The organism is Comamonas sp. A7-5 (assembly GCF_039581385.1).
GTDB lineage: Bacteria > Pseudomonadota > Gammaproteobacteria > Burkholderiales > Burkholderiaceae_C > Comamonas > Comamonas thiooxydans.
In genome coordinates this window covers 31,532-47,363 of sequence record NZ_JBCPWO010000017.1, presented here as the reverse complement: position 1 = coordinate 47,363, position 15,832 = coordinate 31,532, and the positions used below count along the sequence as shown (strand labels likewise).

Here is a 15,832-nt window from a genome sequence, read left to right as displayed (position 1 = left end):
GTAAGCCCCATTTAGCGGCGGTTACGCCCTGCCGCTGCGGCCATTTCAGCCAGGAATGGACCTTGGGACTGAGGGAATTTGACAATCAAGAAATCATCGCGGTTCTTGCCTGCAATCCATGCAGGAGGCTTGCCAATACCGGTCCATGTGGCACCGGACGCATCGTCCCGGTACTTGGCGTCCCTCTTCTTCTTTTCTGAAGACCCGATGGGGAACAGCTGCTGCAGTGAGAAGCCAAACTCGCTGACGAGCTCGTGCACTTTCTCCAGTGCCGCGGCTGATTCGGTCTGGCGAGCGGCCACGATTTTCACATCGAGGGCAGCCAGAGAGGTCTCGAGTTCTTTAAGTGTTTGGGGCATATACGTTGAGTGGGACGAATTTCTCCGTGTACGGATTATCTTATTAGGATCATCTACTCAGACAAACCTTACGCCAACTTTACATTTGATGCGGCGATTGATAACAGCTAGCGACTCTGCAGGCTAAGCGGGAGGCTGAAAGGCTTTTCATTCCTGTCTAGCAGAGTTTCGTCCAGCAAACATGAGCGGTTGAAAGCAGCCCACCGCTTCACCTTCGAAACCGGTCGTTCGATTGCGCGGTTTGCCACGCACTGGCTCGAAGGATTGCTTCTGCGTGCCCCACAGGTTCATGTCGACCCATTGCGGTCGCTCGCCAGATCACTCGCCAGCGCCTGCTCTCGGCGGGAGCGGTCACTCGACACTGGGAAATCTAGACGAAGTGTGGCCGCAAGTTTGCATGCCGGTTAGCTGTCATTGGCGAGGGCCAGCAATCGACCCACTCCTGCCGTTCGAGCCTCTGGGGTCTATGTCGGCTATGCAGCGATTGCTGCCTGATGCTCCCACATCTTGAACGGCTGCTAACCGCTGCATTGGGATCATATGCAGCTATCGAAAGATGTGAGGTTTGGAGCGCTCTATGAAAGACTGGCTTTGCAGCGTCTGCCGCGGCTCCACCGACTTAACGGGCTCACGCTGATGGCCGTCTATCTGTCACTGGCGCCCTTGGCCCATGAATTGACGTGCTGCCGATCTGAAGGGTGAAGCTGCGACCGCTTAGCATCCGGCGTGCAAAGTACTTGTCAATCAAGCGCTAGCTTTGACTCTGCGCCAGCGTCGCGTCGTACATCTTTTTAAGAAGAGGCTCCATCAGTACCTGCGTAGGTTCCCAGTCCCTTTTAGTTAGCATCCCGTACTTCTCTGTGAGGATTTCTTCGCGGTCGAAGGAGAAGTCGGTTGGCGTCTCCAGGCCAACGATAAGCTGCATGCCGGCGGGCAGCTCCTTAGCGATGAAGCTCAGAACGGCAGGAAGGTTGAAGTCATCTTGCGCCTGCTGGTTAGGAGAGTCGATGACCACCGGGACGTCGTACGTGCCAGACTTGCCCTGCACGGTGCGCCAGATAGCAGCGTAATAGGCTAGGATGGATCGCGGGCCACCACTACCCGAAAGGGAAGGGCGGGAGGCCAGCTGCATTGTCTTGGTGGGCACGGAGTGCAACTGCAGTGCAATACGGCTGGCTGCATAGTGTTCGCGAAAATCCGTCAGGATTGCCTTTGTGCGCTTGAGCGAGCGGAGCTCTTTCATTTTGCTCTCAAGTGCATCAACAGTGAGAACCACTGCGTCGATGGCAGCCTGGATTTGTTTGCGCTCCTCTTCGAACGCCGCGAATGCGGATTCAGCGCCAAGGCTTCCGACAACATCCTTGAACTTCAACTCACCTTTGCGCGAGTCCAGCAGGCGAGAGATGCGCAAATAGTTTTCGTTGAGTGAATTCAACTCGGAGAATGCCTTGTACGTTCGTATGCGGACCTCCGCTGCATCCTCTCGGAGTCGTGCGGCGAGCTCCCGAAGGACCCGAGCATCCTCGGCGAATTCCAACAAATCAAGGAAAGGCTTCTCGTGCTCGGCGTTGCACGTTGGGCAGATGAGCGGCGTTGCGCCTTCTTTGACAAGGTACTTCGCATCGCTGTCGTATGCAGCTAAGGCTCCTTCGGCAAGATGAATTTGATGGTCCAGACTCTTCAGGAGCTCTTGCTCACGGACGGCAACGCTCCGAATACCCTCCTGCCGGGTGTTGAGCTCATTCACCTCTTTGGTGAGCTGCTCAATTTCAGCGACAAAATTGTCAGCGTTGACTTTAGGGCCTGTTAGCGGAATAGACTTGCTGAACCGCTCAATGGTGCGCTGCAGCAGTTTGTATTCCCGACGATGCTCCTCTAGCGTCTTGGCATGTTGGGACTTCTCTGCGCTAGCTGCGTAATACTCGGGCGGACAGACTCCAGTGAAGTATTCGAGGATGGGCTTGAACGGTGCGCTAAAGCGTTTCATTCCTCCGAACGTGTTCCATTCAGCCTGCCAACTTCCGTCCTGGTTCACGTAGAACGGTACGAAGAAGCATGTAGGGTCGGCTGCGACAACCTCGGCCTGCTTCTTGTCAGAAAAGACCAAGTTGAAGTCAGTTATCTCGCAGAAGCGCTTAGACCACTCGCCGAACTTGGCCGTGGAAATGAGAAGGTTGAGAGTTGCGTCAAAGAGCGCGCGTCGACCATCTTGATGAAGTGCGAAGTAGCGTTTTTCATCGACAGAGAACTCGAGCAGCGAGACAGCGTTCTCGTCCCATTGTTCGAGCTTCCCTTGAGGTGTAGCGCCAAGCGTCTCAAACAGACTCCGAATCAACGTCGTCTTGCCGGTGTGGTTCCTCCCCACCAGCAGGTTCTTGCTCGGATGGAACTCGACGTGGCGAGCCTTTTGCTCCCGATGTGAGAGCAGCCAGATGTTTTTGAATCGGAAGCGATGCATAGTCTTTAGTTCTCAGGCTTCGTACGAGGAGTCTCAGTTCGGGTCCACGCATTTTGTTATGGCTCTCATGACAAACCGGGCGATCAGGTCGTTGTCGCGATGTGCGCTGAACTGGACCTTGAGCTCGGCTAGCGCGGCCTCGACGAATGGCCGCAACTTTGATGTGGGCGGGTTGGCCGCAATCCAGGCATCACTGAAGTCGTCGATTTCTCTGGAGGCGTCAGATCCTCCGGTGAGTCGATCCTGCTGAGCGCGTGTGGCTGCGATGCGCACAGACGAAATGGTCATGAAGTCCAGCCCTTCCGCTTGAAGCTGACCCATCCAATCATTGAACAACGCGTGACGGTCAGGCACAGTCTCCAATGCCGCTAGGGCCGCGATAAATGAGCCCCGAGAAAACCCACGCTCCTTGATGAGCTCGTCAAACGACAGGCAGGTGTCTGTTCGGCGAGTCAGAGGCGAAATTTTCATCACAAGCGATTCAACGAAGGCCTTGGCTTGGCCCGCGTGTTCTGGGCTGCGTTCGTTCAGCAAGTCCAGCGCCGCTTCAATTGCGGGCGCGTTGAGGTTATCCGGGTGTATGGCAGCCTTTTGCAGCCTCACACGGGTCAGATCTGGAAGCGGCCCACCGGGTGACAGTGAAGCGAAAGCGTCGGTTAAAAGCTGCACATGTTCAGCTGCAAGGTCAGCGAGCGAGCAGGGCATCGTCGTGGCCGTTGAACCACCGGTTTTGAGCGGGAAGTCGCAGCCCTGATTCGATAGGAATATGCCCTCCACTGGAAGTGCTGTGAAAGCATTCAAGCTGAGGTGCAGCTTTCCGAGAACGGATTCAGGGACCTTTTTGAAGTCGGAGACCTTCGGAAGCTTGGGTGGCGAAGCTTTTGTCTTAGTCGCCTTCGTTGAGATAACAGGTCGAGCCTTGGGTTCAACGGTGCCAGTAAGCACGGACCACGTCCAAGTACCGGAGTCCTTCTTCTTGACTTGGTAGACCTTCACCCGTGTCGGAGCTGTTGCGGAATCAAGTTCTGCGACATCCTGCACGGACTCGAAGAGGAGTAAGAAGTCCGGCTCATTGGCCTTTTCCAACTCTATCATTCGGAAGACAGCCCAGATGCGCGAAAAGTCGACGCCTTTGGCTCCGTGCCCACCACCGGACTCTGAATACTTAGGATTGTTTGCAACGGACAAAAGATCCGCCGCACCGCTGGTAATGCTCAAGCTGCCCTCCCCATTCGCCTCCGTTCATGCGGAGGAATTCTTGTGTTTAGCGCGCGTCATTATTGATGATCAACAGGCCTGTGTAACGCATTGAAACATTTATTATATGAATGAAGGCAATTTTTCACCCTTCTGATTAGGGACGAGGTGGCATGAAACACAGATTCAGTTCTATCTCACTCCGAGAACGCGCTTCTATGAAGTCTCGGGTCTATCGGAAGGAAGTGAGACTTAATGTCATGCTGCACAGCGTCTTTTCGTTCTTGAGCTATTCAACGAGTGTTTTGCGACGACTGGTTGAATCCACCTTTGATTTGAGTCAATCACAGCGATGAATAGCGGCTGCTTTGGCCGATCAGCTCAGTTGAATTCTTCCGAATGATGCGTTTCGGGCACACAGTTTCCACATGCTGAGGCTATGGTCGAATAGCCGGATTGTCGAAAAGCTTCTTCAAGGCGATTTTCCATCTAGGCTCCAGTGATTGGGCAATCAACTGTGCGGCTCAGCCATCATAGTGGTGCCTTGACACGCCTCTTACCGTCCAATAGGCGAGTGAGTGCGGAGACGGCTGTTGCAGCTACTTCCATTTAAATGCCCGAACCGACGAAGGCCAGTCAAGCGCCGCGGTCAACACCTCTACAGTGACCCGAGTTGGATTCCGCGGGCTATTGAGCCAGAATGTTGCTAATTGTGACATCTGAGGCGCTGCGATGATTGAAAAGCTGGATATTTCGAACTTTGGATCGTTTGACGGTTTTCGATGGGACACCGATGTCCGTGAGCCGCACGGGGCTGTTGGGAGGTTCAAGAAGCTCAATATTCTTTTCGGACGCAACTATTCGGGAAAGACCACGCTCTCACGCATCTTCCGTTCGTTCGAAGTCGGCCAGACACCCTCCCGGTACGATAACCCTTCGTTCCAAATCAAGACGGCCAACGGGCAATGGACGCAAGCGCAGTTGAATGTGCAAGGAGCGCCTATTCGCGTCTACAACAAGGATTTCGTCGAGGCAAATCTCACCTTCCTTCGCGACGACCAAGGCCACATCCAGCCGTTCGCAGTACTTGGTGCCCAGAATAATGAGGTCGAGCAAGAGATTGAAAAGGTGAAGACCCAACTGGGAAGCAAGGAGTCGGACACCGGCCTGCGTGCGGCTTTCTTCAAAAAGCAGACCGAAGAGAGCAATGCCCAAACCATCGTTACCCGAAAGACGGAGGCCTTGAACAAGAAATTGTTCGACAAGGCTAACGGTAAACCTGGGGGCATCAAGCACAACACGCTGTACAGCAATCCCTACTACGACGTCCGTAACCTGAATGCAGATATCGCGCACGTCCAGTCTCACCAGATCGCGGCGCTGGATGAGGCGGTGCGGATCGAGAAAATCAGTCTGCTCACGGAGAAGCCACTCAATGACATTAGCCCGCTTGCTGCATTCGCATCAAGCATCGCGGCATTGAACAAGCGCGTCGTGGCAATTGCAGGCGAGAAGATTCAGCCCAGCGCGCCGCTTCAAGACCTCCTGAACTCTGCCGTCCTAGCGAACTGGGTCCGAGACGGCCGGCCCCTGCACGTGAACCGTGACTGCTGTGCATTCTGTCGGCAGCCTTTGCCCGCCGACCTTACAGAGACATTGAACAACCACTTTAACGAGGAATCAGAAAAACTGCAGGCCAAAATCCAACGTTTCCTGCAGGATTGCGAGTCTGAGCGCACTCGGATCCACGCCTTGGGTCTGCCTGAACGAGATCGGTTCTATTCATCCTTTCACGCAAAGCGTGACCAGATCGAGGAAATGCTCAGCGCTGCAAAGGCAGGGTACGAGCGAGCACTTGACGAGTTATCCAAGGTCGCACGAGAGCGCTCGGATAACATTTTTTCTGCTCACGAACTCACGGAAGTCGTTCCTGATTCCGATTCGGGAATCGGCGCTGCTTTAGATAAGGGAAACGAGCTCATTCGTCAGAGCAATGAGCACACAGCTCGAATCGGCGCATCCCAGAAGCAATTGAGAGATGAATTGCGTCTGAGCGAGGTGGCCGCGTTTGTGGCTGACAGCGGACTGGATGAGGTCAAGGCGGACATCGAACAAGACCGGCAGAATCTCGAAGCGCTTACCAAGGAGCGCGAGGAATTGGAAGCCGAGGGCAAGAAACTGCGCGCAGCATTGGAATCACTGCAAGCGCAGCTTCGAGACGAGAAGCGCGGCGCCGAGCGCGTCAACCGTTACCTAGGCCACTCACTGGGCGGGACAAGCCTGCGGCTTAAGGCTGAAGAGGAAGAAGGTAAGGCAACCTATCGGTTTCGCATCATGCGGGGCGAACAGGAGGCGTTCAATCTGAGCGAGGGTGAGTGCAGCCTCGTCGCCTTTTGCTATTACTTGGCGCGGTTGGACGATGTTCAGACTCATGGGACCAAGCCCATCATCTACATTGACGACCCTATTTCGAGCCTTGACAGCAATCACATCTTCTTCATTTTCACCCTGATTGAGTCCTTCATCGCTAAGCGGCTTGTCGGCAGCGATGGGACTGAACTGAAGGATGCCGCGGGAAAACCCGTCTACCGCTACGAGCAGCTCTTCATTTCCACACACAACCTTGACTTCCTGAAGTACCTCAAACGGCTGACGACGCCCGAGCAGGTGGAACGGTTCCTTGTCAGCCGCAAAGCAGAATCGAGCTCCATCTCGCTCATGCCCAAGTACCTCAAGTCCTACATCACCGAGCTCAACTATCTCTTCGCTGAGATTCATACTTGCACAGACGATGCCAACTCTGCCGCGAGTTATCACAGCTTTTATAACTTTGGAAACAACCTCAGAAAATTCTTGGAAGCATTCCTGTTCTTCAAATACCCCAGCGGAACCGTGAACAACGATAAACGGTTGCAGCTCTTCTTTGGAGATGACGTCGGCGCGGTTGCCTTCCTGAGCCGATTGACTAACGAGCACTCCCACCTAGAAGAGTATGTAGACCGCGGAATGGTGCCCATCGACTGTGCTGAAATTGCTCGAACCGCGAAGTTCGTGCTAGGAGCGATGAAGGCAAAGGACCCCGAGCAATACCAGCACTTCCTGAGCAGCATCAATGCAGGGGACCCCCTTGCCGCATGATGCACGCTGTGTTGCAGGGACTACCACCGCAAGTATGTGAGCAAAGTAAATATACCTTGCCCACTCAAGCTCATGCTACAGCGCGGCAAGCTATGTCGACAGGGCCTGCCTAACGGACTTCTGGATGCTGCTTTCTCTTATCGTTACGGGACGATTTTGATGTCAAGTGAGTTTCAATGGTCCGACTAGCTGGAAGCTCGATTTGGGCAGGTGCGTGCTGCGTTGGCTTGATTTGCCACGAATCTATTGGTCACCGATCAAATTCCATGAGTGACCCTCGTCACGCTATCAGGTTGGGGAACCTGTGGTTTGCTATCAACTGTTCATGTCGCTTCGACTGACTGTTATCGATGACAGTAGTCGTTCAGCGATGAGCACATGGGCGGCGGCTCTCAGCCTAAAGCCGACGCTGGCGTCGGCCGGTCGGAATTCCGCTTCTGGCCGAAGCCGGGCCTAGCTACTGGTGAGTACCGCACCGCAAAGCTGACCTTCGGGGTTGCGCCTTGAGCGTCCGGCTCAGGACAGGCAGTCAACGGGTGCAGGGCCGTCGCCAGTCGGCCATTTGCCGTCATCTAAGCTTCGACGACTGATGCCTGGTATGGAGCGATTGCTGCGGCTCATGGCTGCATCGAGCCATCAGCAGTCAAGGTCACGCCTGTCATAGGCTAGGCCATAAAAAACGATGCCCCGCTGGGGAGCATCGCTTCCTTGTTGCTAATCTTGGCAGGGATAGCTTTGAGGTCGAGGCTGCTGATTGTGCCGTACCGACGACTCACGGCGCTAGCCGATCAAGCGTTCTCCAGGACGCTCCCTGACGTCCATGAAATGCACGAGTGGGCCGGATGACGGCCGTATCAGCAATCAAATTTGAGAGAGGATCTCCTCATCCTTCTCGAGGCCTTGGGAAGCGACCGTGTTTTTAGTCTGTGCCTGTAGGGAGGTTTCGGGGGACATCAAGCGATGCGAGCCAACCGCGGAACCGGCCAACAGACCACTGCCTTCGCTCGCATCGTGGGCCTGTAGCTTGAAGGCTGCCACCACTTCGGCCAACTGGTGCGCCTGCTGCTGCAACGACTGCGCCGCTGCTGTGGCCTGTTCCACCAGCGCGGCGTTCTGCTGCGTGCTCTGGTCCATCTGGGTAACGGCGCTGCCGACCTCGGCAATGCCCCGGCTTTGCTCCTGGCTGGCATTGCTGATCTCGGCCACGATGGCCGTGACGCGGTTGACACTGTCCACCACCTCCCGCATGGTAGTGCCCGCCGCATTCACCAGGCGACTGCCCGTGCTGACTTGGCTCACGGAATCATCGATCAACGCCTTGATTTCCTTAGCGGCCTCGGCCGAACGCTGCGCCAATTGGCGCACCTCGGACGCCACCACGGCAAAGCCGCGGCCCTGCTCGCCGGCGCGCGCGGCCTCCACAGCCGCATTCAGCGCCAGGATGTTGGTCTGGAAGGCGATGGAGTCGATGACCTGGATGATGTCCACGATACGGCGCGCCGAGGCCTCGATGCCGCCCATAGTCTGCACCACCTGGCCCACCACAGCGCCGCCTTGTGTGGCCACTTCGGAGGCATTGCTCGCCAGCTCGCTGGCTTGGCGCGCGCTGGCCGCGTTCTGCTGAACAGTGGCAGTGAGCTGCTCCATAGCCGCAGCGGTCTCTTCGAGCGAGCTGGCCTGCTGCTCGGTGCGCGAGGACAGGTCTTGGTTGCCGCTGGCGATCTCGCTGGTGGCAATCCGCACTGACTCCGAGGATTGGCGGATGCGCAGCAACACGGCAGCGATCTTGTCAGTGAAATGATTGAATGCCGTGGCGATCTGGGTCAGTTCGTCCTTGCCCGCGGTATCCAGGCGCCGCGTTAGATCGCCTTCACCCGAGGCAATATCCTCCAATGCATCGCGCACGACTAAGAGACGGCGCAGTAGACGGTTCACGCTGGCCGACAGCAGCGCCACGGCCACCACCACACAAAGCGCCGCGATCAGCATCTCCATCTGCAGCAACTGGCGTGCGGCGGCAGTAGCCTCGGTCTTGTCCACGGCCACGCCCAGCAACCAGGGCGTGCCCTCCACCCGGGACGCATAGACCAGCTGCGGTGCGCCATTCACGTCCACTTCGGCACTGCCGCCATCCTGGGCCAGTTTCTGCAGCAGCCCGCCATCAAGCTGCGGCGCGATGCCGGTGGAGGGCTTCATGACCAGTTCCGCCTTGGCATAGGCCAGGATGTTGGACTGCCCGTCCAGCAGGAAGGCAAAGCTCTTGCCCGTGGCGTGGATGGAGTTCACCTTGCGCGTCACAGTATCCAGATGCATGTCCGTGCCAACCACGGCGGCGTACTGGCCGGCCGGCCCTACGGGCTCGACGAAGCTGATCGTCAGCTTGCCGGTGCTGGCATCAATGTAGGGAGGTGTCACACTGGGCTTGCCTGCCTGCACGGCCTGCTTGTACCAGGGGCGCTCCGTACCGACATAGTTCTCTGGCATGGGGTGGGAGAACACATGGGCACCGCTGGCGTAGACGAAATAGGTATCGTCGAAATTGCCAGCCTGCTTGGCCGCCAATAGAAAGGGCACGGGCTCCTGCTTACCCACTGCCTGCTGCAGCGAGCTGGTGATGCGCTGCTTGTCTCGCACCCACTCGGCCAGATCATTGGCATGCAGCTTCGTGAGCTGGTTTATGCGCTCGTCGAGCGAGCGCTCGGTACTGCTGCGCACCGAGAAAAAGGTGGAGAGCGCCAAGGCAAGCAGTGAGAGTGTGGTGATGGCTACACAGATACCGATCAGACGTGCACGCAGGCTATTTAACATGAAAACATTCCACAAAGCGTAATAATTTGTGGGAAGTCAATGTACCTTGATTCAGGTAATGAGAATTTCTTCGCGAGGGAGGAAATTTCCCTAAGACCTTTCAATTGATCTATTGGCTGCTGCGTTATCAGTCACTTCACTCATAGACATGCACTGACGACAAGAGGCGGACCGCCAGGATTGAGTGGTAGCAAGTCGAACTGGCTGCTGCCCACAAGAAGACTCTTGTGAGGCAGCCGTTCAGGACATGGGTAGCACCGGCCAGGCATTGCACGCCGCCCTCAAGGCTTTGAGCGAAAGCAACTTCAAAAGGGTGAGGTGACTCCAAGTTGAGTTGAGACACCGCGCAGTTGATGGACTAGCCCATCGGGAATCGGGATGCCTTCACGTTGTCGCTCCAACTCGCAGCGATGCTGTCGTTCTCCCGGATAACGGGCGGCAGGCGACGATGACGCAACGCCCTGCAGCCACGCGTCGGTATGCATGGCAAACATATCTGCGCTGCTGGCCAAGCGCGGATTGATCAGAAGCAGAAACGCGTTCAGATGTCCTGCTGATCCACTGGAGGCAACGGCACTCGCCTGAGGAGGGGTGGAGCACAGGGATCCGGCCAAACACTGAACCAACATGGCAAGTCCTAGACCTTTGTATCCTGCCATGGGTTGCAACATTCCCGCGAGCGCTGCCTGTGGATCGGTCGTCGGCTGCCCATGGACATCCAGCGCCCACTCGGCAGGAATCGCACTGCCGCTCTCGCGCGCTGCATCAACAATGTGCCCGCGTGCTGCGGCACTGAGAGCGGTATCGAAGACCAGGGGCGGCTTGCCATTCACGGGAACGGAAAATGCCAGAGGATTGTTGCCTATGGCTGCAGTGTGCGCGCCGGGTAGTGCCATGATCGGGGGAGTCTGTTGGCAGAGAAATGCGAAAAATCCCGCTTCGACGGCCGGCAGTAGTAGCACGCCCAAAGCACCGAGGTGTCCGCATGCCTCTATGCTGCAGGCGACTACCGCCGAGCACTGGGCTTGCAGCATAGAAGCTTTGAGCGCCTGATCGACCACGACTTGCCCCAAACCGTCATCGCCATGGCATCTGAGCAGACCATTCTGGCTTGCCACTGCAGGCTGAGCCTTGGCATTGAAATCCCCTGCTCTCAATCTCTCGATGTAAGACGGCAACCTGGCAATCCCATGTGTGTCGATGCCGCGCAGGCTGGTGCGCACCAATGCATGTGCAGTCACTTCAGCCTGCGCTTGTTGAACGCCGCATTTTTGCAGCAACTGACTGGCCCAATCCTTTAGCACGGGCGCCCTAGCGGAAGTTAGAGTAGGACTCATGAGCTAGAGATCACTCCGAGTTTCGAGGGACGAATGGTGCCGCCGCATTCTCCAAAACCGATCCGCCGATATCCTTCGCGCTCGCAATAGGCCCGCAGGATTACTGTATCGCCATCTTCCAGCCAGAGACGTGACTCCCCGCTGCTGAGATGGATGGGCTTCTTACCTCCCTGGCCCAGCTCCAGCAGCGATCCGGCTTCTGCCGGTCGCGGTCCTGACAGCGTACCCGTGCCCAGAAGATCTCCCGCTCTGAGGTTGCACCCGCCCACCGTATGGTGGGCAATCATCTGGGCCATCGTCCAATAGGCGTCCTTGTAGTTCCCCACACTGATGCAATCGCCTGTCTCGCCTTGCTTGCGCATCCGCTCTGTCTGCAGCCAGACCTCAAGCACAATGTCGCCCTGCCCCAATGCCGTATTCGATTCGCTGGCCAGATACGGCAAGGGTTGCGGGTCTTCGGAATCGCGCCTGAACGGTGCACGAAAAGGAGCCAGGGCCTCCAGGGTAACCACCCACGGAGCCAAAGTGCTGGCAAAGTTTTTCGACAGAAAGGGCCCCAGTGGCTGATATTCCCAGGCCTGGATATCCCTGGCGCTCCAGTCGTTGAAGAGAGCGAGGCCAAATACATGGTCTTCGGCCATAGCGACGGGAATCGGCAGGCCGCGAACATTGGGTCGCGAGATCAGTACCCCCAACTCCAGCTCATAGTCCAGCCTCTGACTTGGAGCGAGAGTTGGAGCCTGATCGCCTGCAGCGTGCACCTGGCCCAAAGGCCTGCAAATATCTTCGCCGCTCACCACAATCGACGATGCACGGCCGTGATAGGCGATAGGAACCCATTTGTAGTTGGGCAGCAGGGGTTGATCAGGGCGAAACTGCCTTCCTACCGTGCTTGCATGGTGAATGCTGGTGTAGAAGTCGGTGTAATCGCCAATATCGCACGGCAATCCCATTTGAACTTCGGACATTGGAATCAAGGCAGACTCGAAGCGCTTGCGATGAGGACTTCCCTCACGCAAGCCCTCGGACAAGGCGTTCCGAAATGCCACACGCGCGTCTCTAGGCAGGCGCATGAACTGGTTCATGCTGCGGTTTTGCAGCAGCTCGGTGCGCCGGACATCAAGCACCTGATCTCCTATCGCCACTCCGATGCGCCAGTCCATTTCGTCCTCTACCCTAAAGCGACCAAACGGCAGATTCTGGATCGGAAAATCGCAGCCATCCTCGTTCGCAGACGCAACGAAGCTAGTCAGTCCAGCATCATGCGTAGCGTCGGTTTCTGAACCCGGGATCATTGGAGAAACTCGCGTTGATGCACAAACTCCGCATGCTTGGGTGCCCGCTTGGTCTTGCTCCAGTCCTCAAGCATGTCCCACTTCACTACATCCAGCCTCCGGATCAGGGCTTCCTCCTCGGGATCGGGACACGCCAGCTCTACTCGATGACCATTCGGATCGAAGAAGTAGATGGAATGGAATGCGCCATGATCGGTGACCCCCAGTACGGACACGCCCTTGGACTCCAGATGGGCGCGGAACTCTAGCAGTTCGGCACGGTCCTTCACGCGAAAGGCGATGTGCTGGACCCACTCGGGTGTGTTGGGGTCACGGCCCATGGGCGGTTGCGTCGGCAGTTCGAAGAAGGCAAGAACATTGCCATTACCTGCGTCCAGGAATACGTGCATGTAAGGATCGGGAGCCTTGGTCGATGGCACCTGGTCTTCTGCGATGGCCAGAACAAATTCCATGTTGAGCATGTCACGGTACCAAAGCACGGTTTCCTTCGCGTCATTGCACCGATAGGCGACATGATGAATGCGCTCTATCTTCATGCCAGCTCCTTCGTTGCAGTCTTGTCCGACGTTTGGAGCACGCCGCGATTGATCTGGTCACGCTCCAGCGACTCGAACAAGGCCTTGAAGTTGCCTTCGCCGAAGCCCTCGCGGTAATTGCCTTTGCGTTCGATAAACTCGAAAAACACCGGCCCCAGCATGGGCTGCGAGAATATCTGCAGCAACAGGCGTGGCTGACCGCCCTCGGTCGTTCCATCCAGTAGGATGCCGCGGGCCTGCAACTCGCCTACGGCTTGGCCGTGACCAGGCAGGCGGTTTTCCAGGTTGTCGTAATAGATGTCGTTGGGGGCCGTCAGAAGCGGTATGCCGGCCATTTGCAGCTGATCGATGGACTCCAGCAGGTTGTCGGTCAACAAGGCGATGTGCTGGATACCTTCTCCATTGAACTTCATCAGAAATTCTTCGATCTGCCCGCCGCCCTGATGCGATTCCTCATTCAATGGAATGCGGATCAGTCCATCAGGGGCAGTCATCGCTTTGGAGGTCAGGCCGGTGTACTCGCCGGAGATGTCGAAATAGCGGATTTCTTGGAAGTTGAAAAGCTTGCTGTAGAAATCGGCCCAGTAGCTCATGCGGCCGCGATAGACGTTGTGCGTGAGGTGGTCCACGACCTGGAAGCCATGTCCTTTGGGGTGACGCTCCACTCCCTCAAGAAACTCGAAGTCGATGTCATAGATTGATTTACCGTCCTCAAAGCGATCAATGAGGTAGAGCGGTGCGCCGCCAATTCCCTTGATGGCCGGCAACCTCAGTTCCATCGGGCCAGTCGGAATCTCGATTGGCTGGGCGCCGAGCTCCAGTGCACGTTTGTAGGCCAGGTGTGCATCGCGTACCCGAAATGCCAAACCGCATGCCGCTGCACCATGTTCTGCAGCGAAATACGCAGCGTGTCCGGGCTCATTGTTGAGAATGAAGTTGATGCCTCCTTGGCGATACAGCACCACATCTTTTGAGCGATGCTTGGCGACCAGGGTGAACCCCATCTTCTCGAACAAGGGTTCCAGAACGCCCGGTGCTGGTGATGCGAACTCGACGAACTCGAAACCGCACAGACCCATTGGGTTGTCAAACAAATCAGACATATTGAATTCCTCGTTTGTTGGTGATCAGTCGATCCGCTCCAGGTCGACTTTGAACATGGCTGAGCGCTCCACGTAATTGGCGGCACTGCTCAGCAGGCCTTGAACCTCTTCGTCGGTGAGGGTGCGAACGACTTTGGCGGGGGCGCCGAGAATGAGGGAGCGAGGCGGGAAGGTCTTGCGTTCGGTGATAATCGCGCCTGCGCCCACGAGGCTGTGCGCCCCAATGACGGCACCATTGAGCACGACGGCCTGAATGCCGATCAGGGAACCCTCACCGACGGTGCAGCCGTGAAGCATTGCTTGATGACCGATCGTCACGCGAGGACCGATCGACAGGGGATATCCAGGATCCGCATGCAAGATGGCCCCTTCCTGCACATTGCTCTCTGCGCCGATATCGATGGGTTCGTTGTCCCCTCGCGCGACTGCTCCGGCCCAAAGGCTGGAGCGCTCCCTGAGTGCGACCTTGCCGATCGCGGTGGCCTCTTGTGCAACGTAAGCCGAAGGATCAATCAGGGGTGCAGAGGCACCAAAACGATATAAAGCCATGGTGTGATTTCTAGATAGTGGGGGGGCGGTGCCGGATCACTCGAGCGTGACGTTCGCCTTCTTGACCAGGCCTGCATAACGCTCCTGCTCGGCCTTTAGAAATTTCGCGCTGTCTGCCGGGGAGCTGAGGATCAGAAAATCGTCGCGCTTGGCGAAGCCGGCCTTGACCTCTGGGTCGTTGAATGCAGCCACAAAGGCGGCTTGCAGCTTCTTGACTTGGGCGGCGGGAAGACCTTTTGGAGCCACCGCAGCAAACCACCCTGCTACATCGACTCCTGGAAAGCCCTGCTCTGCGATCGTGGGTATCTCAGGAAACGAGCTGATCCGCTCCTTGCCCATGATGCCGATGGGACGCAAGGATCCTGCCTTGATTTGACCAATGACGGAGGCCACACCTGCAGCACCTATCTCGACCTGACCCGCCATCAGCGCCGTGATCATGGGGCCCATGCCCTTGTAGGGAATGTGGCGAGTGTCTCCGCCCACCTCGTGCACAAACATTTCGCCAGCCAGCTGGATGATGGTTCCATTGCCTGATGAAGCCAGGTTCATTTCGCCAGGCTTGGCCTTGATCAGTGCCTGCAGCTCCTTGGCATTCTTGGCAGAGACCTTGGGACTGGCAACGAGGACAAAAGGCGAACCGCCAATCACGGTGATGGGGGTGATGTCTGCCAGACTATCGTATGGCAGCTTCTTGAACACGCTGGGATTCACAGCATGATTGTTGGAAACCACCCCGATGGTGTTGCCGTCGGCGACGGCTTTGACGATGGCATTGGTGCCAACGACCCCGCCGGCACTGGGCATGTTCTCGATCACCACCGGCTGCCCGCCCAGCGCTTTCGACAGTGCCGGCTGCGCCGAGCGCATGATGAGGTCGACGCTGGATCCCGTCCCGACCGGCAATATGATGCGCAGCGGCGTTGAAGTGGAACCCTGCGCTAGTGCCGGCATCCCGAGCGTGGCAGCCGCTGTTCCCAAGGCGAGCAAGATGGCGCGCCGGGTATGGCCATGACGGCCCATCGTGAAATTGGTCATGTTTGTCTCCTGAT

At 56.9% G+C, this 15,832-nt stretch carries 11 protein-coding genes; 1 reads left to right on the top strand and 10 read right to left on the bottom strand.

Features of this window, described 5'->3' with window-relative positions:
• Window positions 1-11 precede the first annotated feature (11 nt).
• From AAIL67_RS21425 to AAIL67_RS21415, 3 genes are all read right to left on the bottom strand, one after another.
• Complete coding sequence (locus AAIL67_RS21425; protein WP_343484854.1) at window positions 12-359, bottom strand: H-NS histone family protein; 348 nt, start codon at window positions 357-359, stop codon at window positions 12-14.
• 751 nt (window positions 360-1,110) lie between these two features.
• Window positions 1,111-2,817: a hypothetical protein gene (locus tag AAIL67_RS21420; RefSeq protein WP_343484853.1), complete on the bottom strand. Its 1,707-nt coding sequence runs from the start codon at window positions 2,815-2,817 to the stop codon at window positions 1,111-1,113.
• 33 nt (window positions 2,818-2,850) lie between these two features.
• Window positions 2,851-4,035, bottom strand: a complete 1,185-nt coding sequence (locus tag AAIL67_RS21415; RefSeq protein WP_343484852.1) for a dsDNA nuclease domain-containing protein — start codon at window positions 4,033-4,035, stop codon at window positions 2,851-2,853.
• 711 nt (window positions 4,036-4,746) lie between these two features.
• Here AAIL67_RS21415 and AAIL67_RS21410 point away from each other — a divergent pair.
• The gene (locus tag AAIL67_RS21410) at window positions 4,747-7,152 is read left to right on the top strand and encodes an AAA family ATPase (protein WP_343484851.1); all 2,406 of its coding nucleotides are present in this window, start codon (window positions 4,747-4,749) and stop codon (window positions 7,150-7,152) included.
• A gap of 861 nt (window positions 7,153-8,013) precedes the next feature.
• On the opposite strand, the gene AAIL67_RS21405 is transcribed toward AAIL67_RS21410, so the two are convergent.
• The 7 genes from AAIL67_RS21405 to AAIL67_RS21375 all read right to left on the bottom strand — a co-directional run bounded on the left by AAIL67_RS21405 (window position 8,014) and on the right by AAIL67_RS21375 (window position 15,818).
• The gene (locus AAIL67_RS21405; RefSeq protein WP_343484850.1) at window positions 8,014-9,960 is read right to left on the bottom strand and encodes a methyl-accepting chemotaxis protein; all 1,947 of its coding nucleotides are present in this window, start codon (window positions 9,958-9,960) and stop codon (window positions 8,014-8,016) included.
• Between the two features lie 305 nt (window positions 9,961-10,265).
• Entirely contained in the window at window positions 10,266-11,297 is a 1,032-nt protein-coding gene (locus tag AAIL67_RS21400) for an Ldh family oxidoreductase (protein ID WP_343484849.1), read from the bottom strand.
• A complete protein-coding gene (fahA, locus tag AAIL67_RS21395; RefSeq protein WP_343484848.1) occupies window positions 11,294-12,592 on the bottom strand; it encodes a fumarylacetoacetase in 1,299 nt (432 codons plus the stop codon). The genes AAIL67_RS21400 and fahA overlap by 4 nt, the downstream gene beginning before the upstream one ends.
• The gene (locus tag AAIL67_RS21390) at window positions 12,589-13,128 is read right to left on the bottom strand and encodes a VOC family protein (protein ID WP_343484846.1); all 540 of its coding nucleotides are present in this window, start codon (window positions 13,126-13,128) and stop codon (window positions 12,589-12,591) included. Before AAIL67_RS21390 ends, fahA begins: the two co-directional genes overlap by 4 nt.
• Window positions 13,125-14,231 (bottom strand): 4-hydroxyphenylpyruvate dioxygenase, encoded by a 1,107-nt coding sequence (hppD, locus tag AAIL67_RS21385; protein WP_343484845.1) that lies wholly within the window; start codon window positions 14,229-14,231, stop codon window positions 13,125-13,127. Before hppD ends, AAIL67_RS21390 begins: the two co-directional genes overlap by 4 nt.
• Before the next feature lie 24 nt (window positions 14,232-14,255).
• On the bottom strand, window positions 14,256-14,780 hold the full coding sequence (locus AAIL67_RS21380; RefSeq protein ID WP_343484844.1) for a gamma carbonic anhydrase family protein: 525 nt from the start codon (window positions 14,778-14,780) through the stop codon (window positions 14,256-14,258).
• Window positions 14,781-14,816: 36 nt separating this feature from the next.
• Window positions 14,817-15,818, bottom strand: a complete 1,002-nt coding sequence (locus AAIL67_RS21375) for a tripartite tricarboxylate transporter substrate-binding protein (protein ID WP_343484843.1) — start codon at window positions 15,816-15,818, stop codon at window positions 14,817-14,819.
• Window positions 15,819-15,832: the final 14 nt, after the last annotated feature.